Genomic DNA, 17,590 nt, shown 5'->3' with positions numbered 1-17,590 from the left:
ATGCGGACAGTATCTCCGGGACCCGCGGACGGTCCCTCTGTCACGGCGACCGTCCCGCTCGGCGCGCCACCGGTCTGGGCGGTGCTCGAGCGCAGGCTGTTCGACGCCCTCGACGAGGCCTGGCGGGCCTTCGCCGCCCGCTACTGCGGCCCCGACGGGCGGCTCGTCTACCACGGGCCGGCCGCCGACCGGGACGGCGCCGACGACTTCTACGAGGCGTTCTTCAACTGGCCCACGCTCTACCAGCTGGGCGGGGCCGACGACCTGCTGGACGCCTCGAAGCACCACTGGGAGGGCGTGACCGCGCAGCTCACCGAGCTGGGCTACCTGGTGGACGAGTTCGAGCGCGGCTATGACTGGTTCCACCAGGGCGAGTCGCTGCTGCTGTTCTACGGCATCTGCGCCGCCGACCCGCGCGACGAGCGCTTCCGCGAGCGCGCCCGCCGCTTCGCCGACCTCTACCTGCCCGGCTCGGCCAACTACGACGCCGAGCACGACATCATCCGCGCCCCGCACAACGGCGCCGGCGGCCCCCGCTACGGCCTGCAGTGGGAGTGGGCGTCCTACCACACCGACCTGGTCAGCATGCGGCCGTACGGCCTGCCGCTGCGCGACCTGCCGGGCATCGCCGAGTGGGCGGACCTGGGCGACCCGAGCAACGCCGCCCGCATGGGCGCCGCCATGAACGAGCGCCTCGGCCGCGGCGACGTGGCCGTCAACCTGGCCGCGACCAGCCTGGCCGTCAACGCCTGGCTGTACGACGGCGACGACCGCTACCGCGACTGGGCCCTGCGCTACATCGGCGCCTGGGAGCGCCGGGCCGCGGCCAACGGCGGGATCCTGCCCGACAACGTAGGCCCCTCCGGCGAGGTCGGCGAGCTGCACGGGGGCCGCTGGTACGGCGGCCTCTACGGCTGGCAGTGGCCGCACGGCCTCTACAGCGTCGGCGCCGCCGCCGCGATCGCCGCCGTCAACGCCCACCTGCTGACCGGCGACGAGGCCGCGCTCGCCATCGGCCGCGACCCACTGGAGATCGTGTACGACAAGGCCGTCCAGGCCGGCGTGACCGAGACGGAGATGAGCACCAGCGACCGCTGGCTGGCCGAGCTGGGCGACGAGGCCGGCAAGCCCACCATGCTGGTGCCGAACCGGCACGACGACGGGGGCTGGTTCGACTTCCAGCCGCCGCAGCTCGGCCTGCCCGTCTGGCTCTGGCACGCCTCGCTCGCAGGAGACGACGCCGAGCGGCTCGACCGGCTGAGAGCCGCCTCCGGATACGACTGGGCCACGGTGCGCCCGTTCCGGAACAAGGAGGAGGCCGGGCACGAGGCGCCCTGGCTGGAGTTCCTGCGCGGCGCCAACCCCGGCTTCCCCGAGGCCATGCTCTCCACCGCGCTCGGCCAGGTGCAGCGCCGCATGGCGCTCATCGACGCCGACCACGAGGACCTGTCCACCATCCACGTCCACCACTGGCAGCGGCTCAACCCCGTGCTCACCGAGGCGCTGCTGCAGCTCGTCACCGGCACCCCGCAGGTGCTCTACAACGGCGGGCTGCTGCCCACCCGGCTGGCCTACTTCGACGCCGACCGCCACCGCCCGGGGCTGCCCCGGGACGTGGCCGCGCTGGTCGACTCGGTACGCCCCGGCGGCACCCGCGTCGAGCTGGTCAACCTCGGCCTCACCCACACCCGCAGGGTCGTGCTCCAGGCGGGCGCGTTCGGCGAGCACCACATCGACCGCGCGGTCATCTCCCGGGAGGACGAGGGCTACCCGGGTGACCCGCGCGCCTACACCGCTCCCCCGATCACCGAGTCCGAGCGGGAGGTGACGGTGGACGGGCCGCGCCTGCTCGTCGAGCTGCCACCCGGCCGCCGTATCCGGCTCGACCTGCACACGACCGCGCGCGTCCGCACGCCGTCGCACCAGCACTACTGAGGAGTTACATGGACGACGCCATCTGGGAGCTGCCAGTTCGCGGGCAGCTGCCCGCCGGACCCGATCCCGTCCTCGTGGAAGGGTTGAGGCGGGTCAGCTCGGCCACCGCCTGCGCCAAGCTGCACGCCCAGGGCATCCGGCGGACCTTCATCGAGGGACCGCGTCCCATCGCCCAGGGGCAGAAGATCGCCGGACGGGTCCGCACGCTGCAGTTCATGCCGCAGCGCGAGGACATCGCCTCCGGGCTCGGCCAGGAGTACGTCGAGCGGCACACCGCGCTGTGGGCCGTGCTGGAGACGATCGAGCCCGGCGACGTGCTGCTCGTGCAGGCGTACGGCAGCGCGTACACCGGCTGCTTCGGCGACATGCTGGTGCGCTACTTCAAACGCAAGGGCGGCGCGGGCATCGTCGTGGATGGCCGGATCCGGGACCTGCCCCGGGTGAGCGGCATCGGGCTGCCGCTCTGGACGACGGGCGCGACCCCTCATTACGCCTCGCAGGCGGAGCTGTTCCCGTGGGCGTACGACGTGCCGGTGGCCGTGGGCGGGGCGCTCGCGCTGCCCGGCGACCTGTGCGTGGCCGACGACGACGGCGCCGTGGTCGTGCCGCGCCGGCGCGCCGCGTCGGTGCTCGAGGCCGCCGCCGACCACGAGCAGTGGGAGCGCTACAGCCGCGCCCGCATCGAGGAGGGCGGGGCGCTTTCTGACTACTACCCACTCACCCCCGAGACCCGCGCCGAGTACGAGCGGTGGCGGGAAGTTAAGGAGAGCCAGTGATCCTCAGGTCCCTGGGCGCGGTCGTCTTACTCCTGGGCGGGCTGACGACCCCGACCCCGGCGGCTGCCGCCAAGACGTGTGACTATTTCGTCTCCCCCTCAGGCGGCGACCGCGGCGACGGGAGCGCCCAGCGCCCGTGGAAGTCCATCGAGCAGGCCCGCGACCAGCTCCGGGCCAAGAAGAAGTACCACCAGAACTGCGACATCGTGGTCAACGTCAAGACCGGTGACTACGTGGTCGACAAGACGATCACCTTCACCGAGGCCGACTCCGGCGAGAACGGCCACAAGATCATCTACCGCAGCGCCGACGGCCCCGGCAAGGCCAGGCTGCTCGGGGCCAGGCCGCTGACCGGCTGGCAGAAGTACGACGACAACATCTACAAGACCAAGGTCGACCGCAACTTCTACACCCTCTTCGAGGACGGCAAGCGCGCCACCACCGCCCGCTATCCCAACAGGACCAGCGACGACCTCTGGTCGCCGTACCTGTTCTCGGTGATGCCCGAGGCGGAGTACCAGGCCGTGCACAACTGGCTCTTCTTCGACGCCAAGGACGTCCCGAAGGAGTGGGACGCCGACTTCGACAAGAACGCCCAGATGGTCGTCTGGTCGGGCGGGTCGTGGAGCTGGTTCACCGACACCGTGCCGCTCGGCGGGGCCGACTTCCGCAAGAACTTCTTCACCCTCAACCACGACGCCCGCTTCAGCCTCGTCAACAGCCGCAGCGGCTCGCGCTACTTCCTGCAGAACACGCTGCGCTTCCTCGACCAGCCGGGCGAGTACTACTTCGACTTCGCCAACAGCGAGGTCTACTACTGGCCGAAGGGCTCGATCGACAAGGTCGTGGCGCCCACCGTCAAGACGCTCATCTCGCTGGCCGGGTCCTCGCCCGACAAGCGGGTGCAGAACCTCTCCTTCGACGGGCTGGCGCTGCAGTACTCCGACTTCGTCGACTGGTACCGCTACGGGTGGAACGCCGCCGGCGACTCGGGCTACGAGCACAAGTACCCGATCTACGACCGGCAGATCGAGCTGCCGCGCAACCGGTTCGGCATGATCACCGTGACGAACTCCCGCGACATCGACCTGACCAGGCTGCACCTGTCCGACAGCGGCTTCACGGGCGTCTTCCTGCTCTTCGCCAACGAGCGCGTCAAGGTGACCGACAGCCTGCTGGACAACATCGGCGGCGACGGCATCAAGGTGGAGGGCGGCTATCCCGGCGAGGGCGACCTCACCGGGCACCACACGATCTCCAACAACTACATCTCCCACGTCGGTGAGCTGGTGCCCGGCGACGCGGCCGGCATCGAGCTGATGAACACCGGCAACAACCAGGTCAGCAACATCGTCGTCAAGCACAGCGCCCGCTACGGCATCAGCCTGGAGGTCCGTCCCGAGATCAAGAACGAGGACAACTACGCCCGCAACAACCGGTTCTCCTACATCCGCCTGGAGGAGACCGGCCTCGACAGCGGCGACATGGGCGCCTTCTACACCTACGGCGTGCACAACGTCGAACCGCACCCGATCGACAACTACGTCTCGCAGATGGTGATCGGCGACGTCATCAACGACCCCGCCGGGCAGATGCCGGACTCCGGCACGCGCGGCGTCCACATGGATGCGGGCGGCTGCGGCTTCTCGATCGAGAACGTCGAGGTGGGCAAGGTCAGCGACGACAAGTACCAGGCGTACAAGTGCAACGAGGTCAAGAACGCCAACTGGGCGGACGGCTTCGACACCTCGAAGATGGAGTACGACAAGATCGGGGTGACGAGCGCGTTCCCGTACCCGATCCCCAGCTAGACGCGGCCGCGGGGCCCGGCCACCCGGCCGGGCCCCGCGCCCCGGGCCTGGGCCCGGTCGCCCGGCCGCGCCCTCGCCGCCGGGTCTCCGGGTCTCCGGGCCTTCGAGCCTCCGAGCAGCCTGCGTCCCGCGTCCGTCGCGCGGGCGCCGCACCCCCTGGAGCGCATGCATCATGGACGACCTCTCGCGCCGCGGCTTCCTCTTCACCGCCGCCCTTGCCGTCACCACCCCCACCTCCACCCCCGCCTCCGCCTCCGGTCCTCCTGCGGCGGGGTGGTTCGCGCGGCCGCGCCGGGCCGTGCGGCCGATGGTGCGCTGGTGGTGGCCCGACGCCCACGTCGATCCCGCCGAGATCCGGCGGGAGGTGGACTTGCTCGCCGACGCCAGGTTCGGCGGGGCGGAGATCGCGGCGGTGCACCACAGCATCCGCGACAAGTCCGTGCTGGACCCGGCCCGGCACGGCTGGGGCACCCCCGCCTGGAACGCCGCCGTCGAGGCCGCCCTCGACCAGGCGGCCCGGCGCGGCCTGACCATCGACCTCACCATCGGCCCCTCCTGGCCGGCCGCCGTCCCCACGATCACGCCCGAGCACCCGGCCGCGGTCAAGGAACTGGCGCACGGCTCGGTCACCGTGACCGGGGGCGCCACGTACGCGGGCGAGGCGCCGCCGCCCGCCGTCGCCGGGCACCCCGCGCGCACGCTGCTGCTGGTCCAGGCGGCCCGGCTCGATCCCGCCAGCTCCACTCGCAAGGAGACCGGCCTCGACCCCGCCTCGGTGGTACGGGTGCCCGTGAGCGACGGGCGCGTCGACTGGACGGCGCCCGCCGAGGGCGAGTGGGTGCTGATCTCCTACTGGGAGCGGGGCTCGGGCCAGCGCCCCGAGTCCGGCCCGCACACCGTGCCCGAGGCGTACGTGGTGGACCACTTCAGCCGGGCGGGCACCCGGGCGGTGATCGACTACTGGGAGTCCACGCTGCTCACGCCCGCCGTGCGCAGGCTGCTGAAGCGGGCGGGCGGTGCGCTGTTCGAGGACTCCATCGAGATCGAGAGCGACGCGCTGCCGTGGACGCCGGGGCTGCTCGCGGAGTTCGAGCGGCGGCGGGGGTACTCACTCGTGCCGTACCTGCCGGTGGTGGTGCTGGCGGAGGAGGACCCGGTCTTCGCGTACGACGCCGTGCTGACCAGGCATGCCCGCAAGGACTACTGGGACACGGTCTCCGAGCTGTTCAACGAGCACCACTTCGGGATGCTGCGCGACTGGGCGCATTCGATCGGCCTGGAGCTGCGGGCGCAGCCGTACGGGCTGCAGACCGACGCCATCGCCGCCGCGGCCATCCTCGACGTGCCCGAGGGTGAGTCGCTGGGCTTCAAGAACCTCGACGACTACCGCTGCCTGGCCGGGGGCCGGGATCTGGCGGGGCGGGAGGTGCTGTCGTGCGAGGCGGGGGCGTACGCGGGCGGGGCGTACACGACGACCTGGACGAAGCTGCTGCGCACGATCGGGGGCGCGTACGCGGCGGGGCTCAACCAGACCGTCCTGCACGGCTTCTCCTACGCCACGGCGCCCGGCGCCGCCTGGCCGGGTTTCGCCGCCTTCACCCCCTACTCTGGGACGGTCGGCTACGCGGAATCCTGGGGTCCCCGCCAGCCCACCTGGCACCACATCACCGATATTTCCGGATATTTCGCGCGAATCCACCAGATTCTGCGAGAAGGCGTACCGCGTGCGGACGTGGCGGTTCTACGCCAGACCGGCTACACCAAGACCGGCATCGGCGCCGCCTGGTTCACCGCGAGCGGCGTACCCACCGGGTGGACCCACCAGTTCATCAGCGCACCCCTGCTCGACCTGCCATCCGCCCGCGTCTCGGACCGCCGGCTGGCGCCTTCCGGGCCCGCCTACAAGGCGCTGTTCGTGGAGGGCGACCGCTTCTACGCCTCCGAGTGCACGATGACGGTCGCGGTGGCGCGGCGCCTGCTGTCGTACGCACGGGCCGGGCTGCCCGTCGTACTCCTCGGCGCGTGGCGCTCCGCCTCGGTGCCGGGAGTGCCCACGCAGGAGGAGAACCAGCGACTTCGAGCGCTTCTGACCGATCTGCTGGCCGAGCCGTCCGTCCGGCTGATCGCGGACCAGGCGGAGGTCCCGAACGCGCTCGCCGCCCTCGGCGTGCGGCCCGACATCCGGTACGCCACCGCGTCCACCCTGCTGGCGACCCGCCGGGTGGCCGGCGAGGTGGACTACTACTACCTCTGCAACGGCAAACACACCGAGAGCCCGAAGCCACCGGTGGCGCCCATCGACCACGACGTCACGCTGGCACGCACGGCCCACGACGGCGTCCCGTACCTCCTGAACCCGTGGACCGGCCGGGCCGAACGCCTGGCGCTCTACACGACCGACGCCGACGGGATCCGGCTCCGGGTAAAGCTGCGGCCGGGCGAGTCGACGCTGGTGGCCATCGGCCGCCCCGGCCTCTTCGGCACCGACCCGGTGAAGGCACCTCACGCCGTGTCAACGGACGCCGACCTGGTGAGGTACGACAGGGGCACCCTGGTGCTGCGCGCCTCCCGCGCCGGAACCTACACCACCACACTGTCCGACGGCCAAACCGTCACCACCGTGATCGGCGCGGTCCCCGAGCCGGTGCCCCTGTCATCCTGGCAGTTGGAGGTCGAGGACTGGCGCCCGGACGGCACGACCACGCACCGCCTCACCCTCGACCACCTGATCCCCTGGTCGGACATCCCCGAACTGACCGACACCTCCGGCATCGGCCTCTACACCACCGAGATACGCCTGGAGGGCGGGGCGTACCTGGAACTCGGCGCGGTCACCGACACCTGCCGCGTACTCACCGACGGCTACCACCTAGCCCCCGTGAACCAGCTCAACCCGGTCGTGGACCTGGGACAGGGCGTCCGCACAGTGCAGGTGGAAGTAGCCACACCCCTCGGCAACCGGCTCAGAGTGACGGACCCGACGGTCTACGGCGCCCTGACCCGCCAGCCCTACGGCCTCCTCGGCCCGGCCCGACTCGTCCCGTACGTCGAGGCCCGCCTGCGCCCGAACTCCTAACAATGATCATCATGCCAATGAGCATGCGCCGGCTCAACTGGCCGATCCGACATTCAGCCGAACTCACATCCGCCCTGCCCCCATTTCGCCAGAACGAGCCCCTTTCGCGCCCGAGCCGCCGACGCCTATTCACATCCCGCGGGAGAAACACGCCGGACGCCGGGAGAAACAATCACACCCAAGCGCAGGGACGATGACCTGCACGAACTCCAACAGTGTGGCACTGTGCTCACCGTCATACCTTGCACCCGCCCACCGGGGCGGGGTTGCCCTTCCGACCTTCGCAAAGGCAGGAATGCGGTGAACATAGAGGCACAGATCCTCACTTTGATCACGCGCATCCGGGCGCTCGAGGAGAGCATGCAGCCCGGAGACGACAGCTCCAAGACGATCAGCATTGCCCAGGTGCTGGCGGAACTCACCGACATCCGGGCCGAGATGAGACAAGACCTCGCGGCCCTCGGTGACGAACTCGCTGGCCTTCGCCGCCATATGAACGACCGCTTCGCCACCATCCAGTCCGAGCTGCTGCACAGGCTCGGCGGGCTCCCACCCGAAGTGATCAACTAGCGACCCGGGAGGCCAACCGATCAAAGGACGGCAAAACAACCCCGTCTGAGACTGCCCTTCACACACGGAGTCTCAGGCGGGGCCGCTCTTTTGAACACGCCCTGGGCGGTGACAAAGCAGGCAACTCGGAGCGGTGGTACAGGGAGAACATCCCGCCGACCGGAGCGCGGAAAGAACGCGGCTTGGGGCAGGAGGACACTGCGGCGATCATGGATGCGAGTGTTGCCTGGGTTTCTCAAACCGAGCATGGCGAGGTGGGGTCTCTCGATGCCATCGCCCGCTACGCAGCCTGACGCCTCTTCGATCATCCATGGCCCGACGGAAAAGGTCTGCTGAGTTCAGGGCGTGGACGAGGGCTCGGGGATGCCGTTGGGCCACAGGCAGGTGGAGGTGGAGCCCAGGGTGAGCACGTCGCCCTCCGACCAGCCAAGGGTGATAAGGAAGTCGTCCGGGCGGGAGCGTGCGTGGATCTCCAGGCCGTCGTCCGACTCAGTCTCGATGTAGTGTCCCTGGCTCTGCCAGTATGCCTTCACCTGCGTGGCGACCTCGTCCAGTTTGTCCTTGGGCAATTCGCGCAGGAAATATGAGCGGTTGACCACGATCCGGTCTTCTGAGCCGCCATCGACCGGATCGAGGCAGAGGCCATCGTTCAGGCTCGGTTGGTGCAGCTCCAGTTGGGGCTTGGGATGGATGACACTGACTGTTCCATCGATGAGCTGCTTGATCCGATCGAGCGCCTGGGCCTTGGTGATCGTTGGCTTGTCGGCCGATGCGTTCATCATTCCTCCTAGCGCTCCGCCGGGCGCACATCCGGCGACGAGAACCGCGGATGCGATGATCAACATCACGGAGCGGAACATCTACTCTCCCGGCGGGGTGGGTGAGGGCTGCGGTATGGGCAACGGCGAGGACACCGGCTCCGCAAAGGGGAGCGGGGGCGGCGTCGGCAGTAGCGACGGAGGCGACACCGGCTTCGGCGTCGGGAGTTTCATCACTCGATGGTACTGACCGTTGATAATGAATCCCATGTTCCTTAGCGAGGTAGACTCGGTGTCCCAGTAACCGGAGTGGGTTCCAAGGTCGTACCCAATAAAACCCAGAAAGCCAGAGACCGGTGTCTCATCGACACGGAAACGCCGGGCGCCGTAGGCGATGTTGCTGGGGTCGGTGCCGAAGGGGCCTGGGCCGTTCGGGAGGGCGGGTTGCAGCACGCCCGAGATAGGGTGCCGCCCGCCGCTCAACGGAAGATGCCCCAGGTCGGCCACCGGGTCCTGCGGCGACTCCCCCACCCACACCTGCTTGACCCCCAGATCGCTCGCCCGCATCGCCATCGTCCCTGGACTGCCCACGAGGATGAGCTGATCGGCGAACGTCCCCTTCCGCGTCTGGGCGGCGATGCCGGTTACCACGCTGCCGTAGCTGTGGCCCAGGACGGTGAACCGGGGGGTGCCGGCCGCCTGGTGGGTGGCGTGCAGGCCGTCCAGGAAACCGGCCAGCGGGCCGGCTCCGGCCTGGGCGAGATGGGGTGAGGCGACGGAGGTGTCCGCCCGGAGGATCCCGGCGTCGAGTTGCGGGGCCGTGTAGCCGAGCCAGAGGATCGAGGCGGTCTTCGTGTGGGGGGCCGAACGGCTCGCCTGGTCCCAGAGGGTTCCGGCGCGGGCCACGTCGGCGCCGATCCCCTCCAGGGTGCTGCCCGTGCCCGGCACGGAGGTGACCACCGAGTCGGCCTTGTCGGGGTCGCCGAAGGAGATGGCGGCCTTGCCGAGCCCGCCCAGTTCGAGGGCGAGCAGGAACGCGGGCGGGCGGCCGTTGACCCCGCCCAGGGCCAGGCTCTTGGTGACGGCTTCGATCTGCCGCTGCTGCCGTTCCAGTTCCTCGATCTCACGGCGCGTGGTCATCCTCCGCCACGCGTCCGCCATGATGATCCCCTTCGCCAGGCGCTCGTCCAGGGCCCGCAGCTCCGCCAGCCGCTTGGCGATGGCGTCCTTGCGCATGGCCAGGTAGGCGCGGTTCGCGCTGTCGCGGGTGGCGGCGGGGACGCCGTTGAGCGAGCCGACCAGCTGCGGCGCGGTGTCGATGAGCCGCCGGCGGGCGGCCGGGTCGAGCAGTTGCCACCAGGCGCTGACCCGGGCGGCGAGGGTGGGATTCTTGCCGGTGTTCTGGGCCGCCACGACCTTCGCCAACGCCGAGGCGTCGCCGGACGCGGCAGCGGACAGGGCGTCGCCGATGGGGCCCGGGGCGGGGGCGGACCCGCCGAACAGGCCGAAGCCGAGCACGGCCGCGGTGGCCGCCTCTCCGTCGGGGCGACGCTGAAGCACAGTCAGCCGTCTGCGCAGGTCGGCGACCTCTCCGGCGGCCCAGGCGCCCACGTCCCCGACCTGCTGGGCGGGAGCGGCGCTGACGCCCGCGGAGCCCAGCGCCGCCGAGAGCAGGCCGCCGGCGGCGGGGAGTTCGTGCCCGGCGCGCTCCAGGTCGGCCACCATGCGGGTCATCGCCTCCACGTCCATCCCGGAGTAGCCGCCGCGCCTCGACGGGATGGCGGCGAGCGGGGTGGACAGCGACGGCGGGGCGGCGTGCCCGCCGAGGGCGCGGATGCGGTCGGCGACCTGCGCGGCCGCCGTCTCGAAGGCACGCTGCAGCCGGGCCCGCTGGTCACCCATGGCCTGGGCGAAGGGGCCGGCGCCGCCGCCGACCCAGGCGTGGGCCGCCATGTAACGCATGCTGGAGTCGAGCGCGCCGGCGTGATCGCCGGCCAGCCGCACCACCCGCGCCAGGGCCTCCTCCAACCCTGCCGTGTCACCTGCCACAACCTCGTACAGTGACACAGTCGCCACCGTACGGAGGCAGGCCATAGCCAGCCGTTATCGGCGGCCGTCGCTGAGCGGCCGAGCATGATAGGGAGGGTTATCGGGCCTGTCTCTTCTCCAGAACGCCGCCCCGCTCGCTCACCTGCAGGAACGCTACCGTGCGTCCCCCTCAAGGAGGTTGCGCCACAGGTGCTTCACCTCCGCCTCCCGAAGCCAAGGACTCTCGCTGACCCGGTCGCCCTTGGCCAGCTTCTCCGTTCGGCGGATATGGCCGAGGCCGCCCGCCGCGCAGAGCTCGTACACCGTTGGCAGGCATTCGCACGTGTGGCCGCGGACCCTTACGGACTTGCATCTGGCCGTCGGGCCGGACCAGTCGATGGCCAGATGCCCCTCTCTCGGTGGCTTCACGTGCGGGCCGTGAAATTCCTCCATCGTGATGCCGATCTCCAAGGCCGATTGTGATGTCCGGGCGACGGGGACGTCGCTCAACGCGGTGGTCTCCCTGAGGGGGCCGGGCAGGGGTGGGCGACGTGCCGGTTCGGGCAGCAGATCTCGCCGATCGTGGCGAACCGGCCACTCTGCAGCCATTCGCCCCACTGCACGTCCACACCCCGAGACAGCAGGTCGAGGGCTGTCTCCAGCCGGTCCTCAAGGGGCACTCGTTCTGGCAGCAGCAGCGCCTCGCGCACTTTCGCGTACTCACCTGCCATCCAATCCACGGCCTGTTCTGTCCCGTGAAATGTGGCCGCGATACGTGATGCGGGCTTGGCCAGCCAGTCGCCGGTCCGCATCGGCGGCAGCATCGAGGAGGGGAACTCGGGCGAGCTCGGCCGGCGCTCGGCCTCGTTGGCGCGATCGGCCCCGGCGCCGATCCAGTGGTAGGCGTGCCAGTGCATGGTGCGGCGCTCCCGTACGATTCTGGGAGGCGGCGGCCCCTGTTTGCTTCGATCAAGCAGGGACCGCCGTCCTCGGGGATTCCTAGATGGTGGCCATCCCAGCGGCGCGAAGCTCGTCACCGGTGAAGCGGAGGGTCCCGGCGTCCGGGTTCTTCGAGTCACGCAGGGCGTAGGCGTCCGCTACGCCGGGGATCGGGGCGATCAGGACACAGCTCTCCATCTCCCCCTCCTGCTGGTTTCCGCCGCACATCTTGGTGAAGGGCACGTCGCCCAGGTGTCCGACATACAGATCCATCCCGCGGTCTCTCCTTGTGGTTTTGACATCCGTACGCGACGTCTCGATTACCGAGCGCCACGCCTGAACAGTAGCCATACCTGTACCCGCCTGTGTAGGCCTAGCCATGGATCGTCCTGTACTGACCTGTCTATGTATGGAAGTAGATGACGGTCTATGTTCCGGCTGTGATGTTGCCTGACTCGCCATGGTCCGAAGACGACTGGAACCCCGAGTTCTACAGATATGAGCAAATAGCCGACTGGATCGGAGAACGCATCGGAACCGGCGACTATCCGCCGCGCACCGTGCTGTCCGAGGTACAGCTACAGGGCTATTTCGGCGTCGGGCGTGACACCATCCGCAAAGCGTTCGCCATTCTCCGCGAACGCAAGCTGATCATCACCAAGCCCGGCAGAGGGTCTGTCGTCATCCTCCATGAATGACGTGGACCGTAGCGGCTGCGCCCGCCACGATCGGGGCGGCAGCATCAAAGAGGGGAACTCGGGCGAGCTCGGCCGGCGCTCGGCCTCGTTGGCGCGATCGGCCCCGGCGCCGATCCAGTGGTAGGCGTGCCAGTGCATGGTGCGGCGCTCCCGTACGATTCTGGGAGGCGGCGGCCCCTGTTTGCTTCGATCAAGCAGGGACCGCCGTCCTCGGGGATTCCTAGATGGTGGCCATCCCAGCCGCCCGAAGCTCGTCACCGGTGAACCGGAGGGTCCCGGCGTCCGGGTTCTTCGAGTCACGCAGGGCGTAGGCGTCCGCTACGCCGGGGATCGGGGCGATCAGGACACAGCTCTCCATCTCCCCCTCCTGCTGGTTTCCGCCGCACATCTTGGTGAAGGGCACGTCGCCCAGGTGTCCGACATACAGATCCATCGCGCGATCTCCTTCCGTCTGGCCATGACCATGGCTTCGATGCTGACGGGATCACTGTAGCCAACCTGTAAGGTCCTGTCTAGTGACATGAGCTCCAAAGAGCTCATTAGCAGTTCTATGCTTACACGTCAATAGCTTCGTAGCGTTATGCAGGTGACGAACTCCGAAGACATCGAATGGGATGCAACGCTCTACAAGTACGAGCAGATTGCACAAATTCTTGGCGAGCGCATCCGATCCGGCGTCTACCCGCCACAAACCGTCCTATCCGAAGTAGCCCTTGAACAAGAGTTCGGGGTCGCTCGACCGACTGTGCGTCTTGCCATGAAGATCATTCGAGAGCAAGGACTGATCATCACCAAGCGCGGCAAAGGCTCCGTCGTCGTACACCGTGACGGCAACGGAGCCTGAGGCTCGAACGCGAACTCAACCGCTCTTCTTGGCACGGCCGCTGCGACTTGCATGTAACCGGACGCCCCTCCCGCAGGCGCGGGTCAGCCCTGCATGCTCCCAGCTGATCGGCGCGCCCGCGCCGCCCGCCACGTCGGCCAGGGTGGTCGTCTTCTCGTCCAGCAGGCCAATGTCCCATTCGCGCGAGTAGCGCCGCTCTCCGATGGCCGGCGATCTTGACCAGGGCCATCAGCGGCTGCCGGGTGGGGGCGTTGCAGCGGTAGAACGCAAGCTCGCCGGTGGTCAGGTTGCGTCGGATCAGCAGCCACCGATACCCCTGGGCCGTGGCTTTCGTCGATGCGGGCCCAGGCCAGCATGGTCCCTTGGCGCCCGCTCCGGCACGGTAGCGGTGCCAGTGACAGTCGGCCACCCGCGCGGCGACCTCGGCCGCGCTCACCTGGATGCCCTCGAGTTCGACCCGCCCGTTGCCCGCGATGGCCAGGACGTACCCCAGCCAGCGTTCCTCCAGGGTAGCGCGCAGGCGCGGGTCTTGGCAGTAGACCTCATCGCCGGTCACCAGTGGGCGGGCACGCCGACCTCCAGGGCGGCCAGCACCACGGCCGTGGCCAGGGTGGGCTTGGTGGCGAAGCCGATCCCGTCCGGGACGCCGGCCGCGAGGCAGGTCGCGGCGCGGCGTGGTTCGAGGCGGCGGAACCGGTCGGCGAGCCGGGCCATCAGTTCGTTGCAGATGACCACCAGCCGTCAGGGTCTACGCTGTGGTCCGTGGCCACCGCATGGTCTTTTGTTGTCTTCACAAACTCCGAATGATCGCGCGGTGGCCGTCGCCACGTGACCCGACCCCACCTGGGCCGGAGTCACCTTGATGACACGCCACCTGGCCAGGACCAGCGTGGAACAGACGACGGCCCATCTCGCCCCACGCTGCCTGCTCTATCACGCCTCCGTACTTCAGCCATCCAACGACCTCAGTCGGCCGCAAGGCCCGCAGCGGGGCCCTGCCTATATGTTCACAGAAGTGGTCGGCAGGAGCACGAGACGCTAGGGGACCTCTCCGGGCTTGTCGACGATGCCGGCTGCGAGCCACACATCGGCGTAGACCGCGCCCTTCCGGAATGCCACCTCCCCTCTGATCATCTCATCACGCAGCCAGATCAACTGATCGGCCATGACCCGATAGGTGTGCGGATCGAGGATGAGGTAGCGGCGTTGGCCTTCCTCGCCGATAGTGGACCGGAACAGGCCCAGCCCCGTTCGCCCGGTCGCGTCCCTGACGTTCTCTTCTATCTTCACCCCCGGAATCTTCGCCAGCGCGCGGAAGATGGCCGCCTCGAGCTTGGGCGGCATGACCGCCTCCTGCTTCAGATATAGCGAGAGGATGCGGTAGGCGCGCGAGTCTGGGTCCTCGACCTGCTTGGAGACCCCCTCCTCCTTGGGATAGTCGATCCAGTGCCGGTCGCCTGCGACATGGGCGAGCAGCTTGTCCGGATCGGTGGGAAGCTTGAGCAGTTTTTCCCGGTATCGCTGAGGCGACAGGTCGTCATCCCCCGGATCGGGTGGAATATCCTGCACCCGGAAGTTCCCCTCTGGATCCCGTCCGGCCCTCTGCTTACCGTCGTAGCGCAGCCAGCTCTCATGCGTCATGGTCCGGCCGTCCGCAGGCTGGACATTGAAGATCTTGGTGTACTGCCACTGATCGGGCCGGGGTTCCGGCGCGGCGGCCCGCTTCTCAACCGCCTTGGCCGCCCGCTCCAGCACCGTCTCCGAGTTCAGCAGGATCGTCCCCACGGGGGGCAGGGACCGCACCTCCGACGTCCGGGGGACCGAGACGGCGACCACCACGATTACTACCGCCGCCACGGCTGCGACCAGCAGGGACGGCATGATCGCGAACCTCTGCCCGCGCCGTGTCGCCCGACGGCGGAGCCTGCGGAGCCGATCGGCGTCCGGCAACGGTGCGTCCGCCCGCATCTCGGCGAGGATCTTCAGGTCATCCACGGTCTTCCTCCTCCCCGTCCACAACGATGGCGGACGGATCAACGCCGCCCAGTGCCGCGCGTGTCTTCTTCCTGGCGCGATGCAGCCGCGAGCGGACCGTGCCGATGGGGACCCCAAGGGCGAGCGCCACTTCCTCGTAGCTCAGATCCGCCCAAGCGATCATCAAAAGGACCTCGCGGTCCTCCGGTGACAGCACCGCGAGCGCCCCCGCGAGATCGCGCTGCGCCGCCGACGCCGACACCCGGGCTTCGACCCGATCGGCATAGCTCTCCGCCACCTCGTCGACGCCAGTCCTTGCCAAGGCGAAGTAGAACCGCTGTTCTGCACGGCGGTGCTTGCCGATCAGGTTGGCCGCGATGCCGTACAGCCACGGACGGGCGTCGGGGTAACTGACGTCGTAACGGGTACGGCGCTTGAAGGCAGCGAAGAAGGTCTCCGCCACGACGTCGTCGGCCAGCGAGTTGCCCAGCCGCCGCGTCACATAGCGGTGCAAGGCGGGTGCGTGCCGGTCGAATAGGGCCGCGAAGGCGGCGGGATCGCGCCTGGACCGCTGGATGAGCTCCGCGTCTTCCAGGCTCACATCAGCTGTCAAGCCTGTGCTCCGTTCCTCAGGGTTGTCACCCTCTTTCACCCGAAGCCCCGACCTGAGTTCTCGCCTGCATGAGAAAGATTGGAAGATCGCGAGGTGTCACTGGAGCACTAGGTGTTCCAGCGCGCTCACCATCCGTTCGGTGTCCCGATCGTTGGCCTTCCTGGGCGCGCTCGCACTTCTCGATGCGGAACGGCGCCGACGCTCATTCCCAGTACAGCTCGTACAGCTTCGTCAGCGGCGCGGACCCGCCGTACAACCGGGCGGCTCCGCACGTCCCACCCGCAGACCTGTATGAGGTGCTCCGGCCCATAAGCTGTTTTCGTGAATGCCGGAGTGAGACGCGAGTGGTGACGCGCAACGACGTGGCGCGGCTGGCGGGCACCTCGCCCGCCGTGGTCAGCTACGTGATCAACAACGGGCCCCGGCCGGTCTCGGCGGCGGCCCGGCAGCGTGTGCTGGATGCCATCAAGCAGCTCGGTTACCGCCCCAACGCGGTGGCCAGGTCCCTGCGCTCGCGGCGTTCGTGGACCATCGGGGTGATCGCCTCCGACAGCGCCGGCGGGAAGAGCCCGTTCTTCGGCCAGTTCACCCGGGCCTGCGAGGAGGTGGCCTGGCAGCGGGGCTACTCGGTGCTGTTCGGCAACTCCGCCGAGGATCCGGCGCGGGCGGAGGGCTATGTCAGGGGGTTCCTGGAGCGGCAGGTCGACGGGCTGGTGCTGATGCGGGTGCCGGTCTCGGCCGATCAGGCCGAGGAGATGCGGGGACGCGTTCCGGTGGTCACCATCGACCACGCGGCGCCGCCGTTCTTCTCCCGGCTCGCGGTGGACGACGAGGAGGGCGGCTACCAGGCCACCCGGCACCTCCTGGAGCACGGCCACCGCCGCATCGGCTTCGTCGGCGGGCCGTTGGACATCACGCCGGTGCGGCTCAGGGCCGCGGGCTGGCGCCGCGCGCTCCAGGAGGCCGGTGCCGTCACTTCCGGGTCGGGGGCGGAGCTGGTCGAGAGCGGCGGGGTTGCCGAGAGGGGCGGGGTTGCCGAGGAGGCGGGGCTGGTCGCGGAGGGGGAGTTGAGTCTGGAGGGTGGGTACGATGCCGCGATCCGGCTGCTGTCGTCGCCGTCGCGTCCCACTGCCCTGTTCGCCTCCATCGACGGCCAGGCCATCGGCGCGATGCGCGCGGCCGCCGATCTCGGGCTGCGGGTGCCCGGGGACGTGGCGGTCGTGGGGTTCGACGGGGCGCGGGAGGCGGCGTACACGGTGCCGGGGCTTTCGACGATCAGTCAGCCCATAGACGAGATGGCCCGCCACGCGACGGAGACGCTGGTCGGCGCGATCGAGTCGGAGGGCGTGGAGCCGGTTACCAAGATCTTCTCCGCCACGCTGGTCACCCGCGGCTCCTGCGGCTGCCCCGAGCCCCGCCTGCACCGCTGATCGCCCTGCCCCGCTGATCGCCCTGCCCCGCCTGCCCCGCTGATCGCCCTGCCCCGCCTGCCCCGCTGATCGCCCTGCCCCGCCTGCACCACTGATCGCCCAGCCGCCGATCATCCAGCCGCTGATCGAGCAGGCCGG

The 17,590-nt window shown here is 69.2% G+C and carries 16 protein-coding genes and 1 pseudogene; 8 read left to right on the top strand and 9 right to left on the bottom strand.

Features of this window, described 5'->3' with window-relative positions; translation table 11 throughout:
* The 5 genes from H4W80_RS49915 to H4W80_RS49895 all read left to right on the top strand — a co-directional run bounded on the left by H4W80_RS49915 (position 1) and on the right by H4W80_RS49895 (position 8,168).
* Positions 1–1,935 carry a DUF8034 domain-containing protein gene (locus H4W80_RS49915; RefSeq protein WP_192791488.1) on the top strand — a complete coding sequence of 645 codons (1,935 nt, stop codon included), beginning with the start codon at positions 1–3 and terminating at the stop codon, positions 1,933–1,935.
* Positions 1,936–1,943: 8 nt separating this feature from the next.
* Positions 1,944–2,711, top strand: a complete 768-nt coding sequence (locus tag H4W80_RS49910; RefSeq protein WP_192791487.1) for an RraA family protein — start codon at positions 1,944–1,946, stop codon at positions 2,709–2,711.
* Positions 2,708–4,522 (top strand): right-handed parallel beta-helix repeat-containing protein, encoded by a 1,815-nt coding sequence (locus H4W80_RS64090; RefSeq protein ID WP_192791486.1) that lies wholly within the window; start codon positions 2,708–2,710, stop codon positions 4,520–4,522. Before H4W80_RS49910 ends, H4W80_RS64090 begins: the two co-directional genes overlap by 4 nt.
* Positions 4,523–4,694: 172 nt before the next feature.
* Positions 4,695–7,598, top strand: coding sequence for a glycosyl hydrolase (locus H4W80_RS49900; RefSeq protein WP_192791485.1), 2,904 nt, complete (start codon positions 4,695–4,697; stop codon positions 7,596–7,598).
* A gap of 300 nt (positions 7,599–7,898) precedes the next feature.
* On the top strand, positions 7,899–8,168 hold the full coding sequence (locus H4W80_RS49895) for a hypothetical protein (RefSeq protein WP_192791484.1): 270 nt from the start codon (positions 7,899–7,901) through the stop codon (positions 8,166–8,168).
* 338 nt (positions 8,169–8,506) lie between these two features.
* On the opposite strand, the gene H4W80_RS49890 is transcribed toward H4W80_RS49895, so the two are convergent.
* From H4W80_RS49890 to H4W80_RS49870, 5 genes are all read right to left on the bottom strand, one after another.
* Positions 8,507–9,028 carry a hypothetical protein gene (locus H4W80_RS49890; protein WP_192791483.1) on the bottom strand — a complete coding sequence of 174 codons (522 nt, stop codon included), beginning with the start codon at positions 9,026–9,028 and terminating at the stop codon, positions 8,507–8,509.
* Complete coding sequence (locus H4W80_RS49885) at positions 9,029–10,993, bottom strand: alpha/beta hydrolase (protein ID WP_318787427.1); 1,965 nt, start codon at positions 10,991–10,993, stop codon at positions 9,029–9,031.
* Positions 10,994–11,128: 135 nt separating this feature from the next.
* Positions 11,129–11,464, bottom strand: coding sequence for a hypothetical protein (locus H4W80_RS49880; RefSeq protein ID WP_225964103.1), 336 nt, complete (start codon positions 11,462–11,464; stop codon positions 11,129–11,131).
* Positions 11,461–11,871, bottom strand: a complete 411-nt coding sequence (locus H4W80_RS49875; RefSeq protein WP_192791481.1) for a hypothetical protein — start codon at positions 11,869–11,871, stop codon at positions 11,461–11,463. Before H4W80_RS49875 ends, H4W80_RS49880 begins: the two co-directional genes overlap by 4 nt.
* 82 nt (positions 11,872–11,953) lie before the next feature.
* Positions 11,954–12,166 (bottom strand): DUF397 domain-containing protein, encoded by a 213-nt coding sequence (locus H4W80_RS49870; protein ID WP_192791480.1) that lies wholly within the window; start codon positions 12,164–12,166, stop codon positions 11,954–11,956.
* A 146-nt stretch (positions 12,167–12,312) separates the two neighbouring features.
* Between H4W80_RS49870 and H4W80_RS49865 the strand changes: the two genes are divergently transcribed.
* The gene (locus H4W80_RS49865; protein WP_225964102.1) at positions 12,313–12,591 is read left to right on the top strand and encodes a winged helix-turn-helix domain-containing protein; all 279 of its coding nucleotides are present in this window, start codon (positions 12,313–12,315) and stop codon (positions 12,589–12,591) included.
* Between the two features lie 220 nt (positions 12,592–12,811).
* Here the strand turns inward: H4W80_RS49865 and H4W80_RS49860 are convergent, their stop codons facing one another.
* Positions 12,812–13,024: a DUF397 domain-containing protein gene (locus H4W80_RS49860; protein WP_192791480.1), complete on the bottom strand. Its 213-nt coding sequence runs from the start codon at positions 13,022–13,024 to the stop codon at positions 12,812–12,814.
* 153 nt (positions 13,025–13,177) lie between these two features.
* Between H4W80_RS49860 and H4W80_RS49855 the strand changes: the two genes are divergently transcribed.
* Entirely contained in the window at positions 13,178–13,435 is a 258-nt protein-coding gene (locus tag H4W80_RS49855; RefSeq protein WP_318787426.1) for a GntR family transcriptional regulator, read from the top strand.
* 193 nt (positions 13,436–13,628) lie between these two features.
* Here H4W80_RS49855 and H4W80_RS64820 read toward each other — a convergent pair.
* The 3 genes and pseudogenes from H4W80_RS64820 to H4W80_RS49840 form a co-directional block, all read right to left on the bottom strand.
* Positions 13,629–14,095: pseudogene (locus H4W80_RS64820) on the bottom strand (transposase); the annotation flags it as partial.
* 378 nt (positions 14,096–14,473) lie between these two features.
* On the bottom strand, positions 14,474–15,430 hold the full coding sequence (locus tag H4W80_RS49845) for a CU044_5270 family protein (RefSeq protein ID WP_192791477.1): 957 nt from the start codon (positions 15,428–15,430) through the stop codon (positions 14,474–14,476).
* Positions 15,423–16,022, bottom strand: coding sequence for an RNA polymerase sigma factor (locus H4W80_RS49840; RefSeq protein WP_192791476.1), 600 nt, complete (start codon positions 16,020–16,022; stop codon positions 15,423–15,425). The genes H4W80_RS49845 and H4W80_RS49840 overlap by 8 nt, the downstream gene beginning before the upstream one ends.
* Before the next feature lie 347 nt (positions 16,023–16,369).
* On the opposite strand from H4W80_RS49840, the gene H4W80_RS49835 reads away from it, so the two are divergent.
* On the top strand, positions 16,370–17,452 hold the full coding sequence (locus H4W80_RS49835) for a LacI family DNA-binding transcriptional regulator (protein WP_192791475.1): 1,083 nt from the start codon (positions 16,370–16,372) through the stop codon (positions 17,450–17,452).
* Positions 17,453–17,590: the final 138 nt, after the last annotated feature.

The sequence above is a fragment of the Nonomuraea angiospora genome (genome assembly GCF_014873145.1).
GTDB lineage: Bacteria > Actinomycetota > Actinomycetes > Streptosporangiales > Streptosporangiaceae > Nonomuraea > Nonomuraea angiospora.
The sequence above is the reverse complement of the archived record's forward strand: the minus strand, read 5'-3'. Positions and strand labels throughout refer to the sequence as shown.

Bases quoted from the DNA above. Each gene is read 5' to 3' on its own strand.
- H4W80_RS49915 (WP_192791488.1), top strand. From the start codon at position 1: ATGCGGACAGTATCTCCGGGACCCGCGGACGGTCCCTCTGTCACGGCG.
- H4W80_RS49910 (WP_192791487.1), top strand. From the start codon at position 1,944: ATGGACGACGCCATCTGGGAGCTGCCAGTTCGCGGGCAGCTGCCCGCC.
- H4W80_RS49900 (WP_192791485.1), top strand. From the start codon at position 4,695: ATGGACGACCTCTCGCGCCGCGGCTTCCTCTTCACCGCCGCCCTTGCC.
- H4W80_RS49890 (WP_192791483.1), bottom strand. From the start codon at position 9,028: ATGTTCCGCTCCGTGATGTTGATCATCGCATCCGCGGTTCTCGTCGCC.
- H4W80_RS49875 (WP_192791481.1), bottom strand. From the start codon at position 11,871: ATGCACTGGCACGCCTACCACTGGATCGGCGCCGGGGCCGATCGCGCC.
- H4W80_RS49870 (WP_192791480.1), bottom strand. From the start codon at position 12,166: ATGGATCTGTATGTCGGACACCTGGGCGACGTGCCCTTCACCAAGATG.
- H4W80_RS49865 (WP_225964102.1), top strand. From the start codon at position 12,313: ATGACGGTCTATGTTCCGGCTGTGATGTTGCCTGACTCGCCATGGTCC.
- H4W80_RS49860 (WP_192791480.1), bottom strand. From the start codon at position 13,024: ATGGATCTGTATGTCGGACACCTGGGCGACGTGCCCTTCACCAAGATG.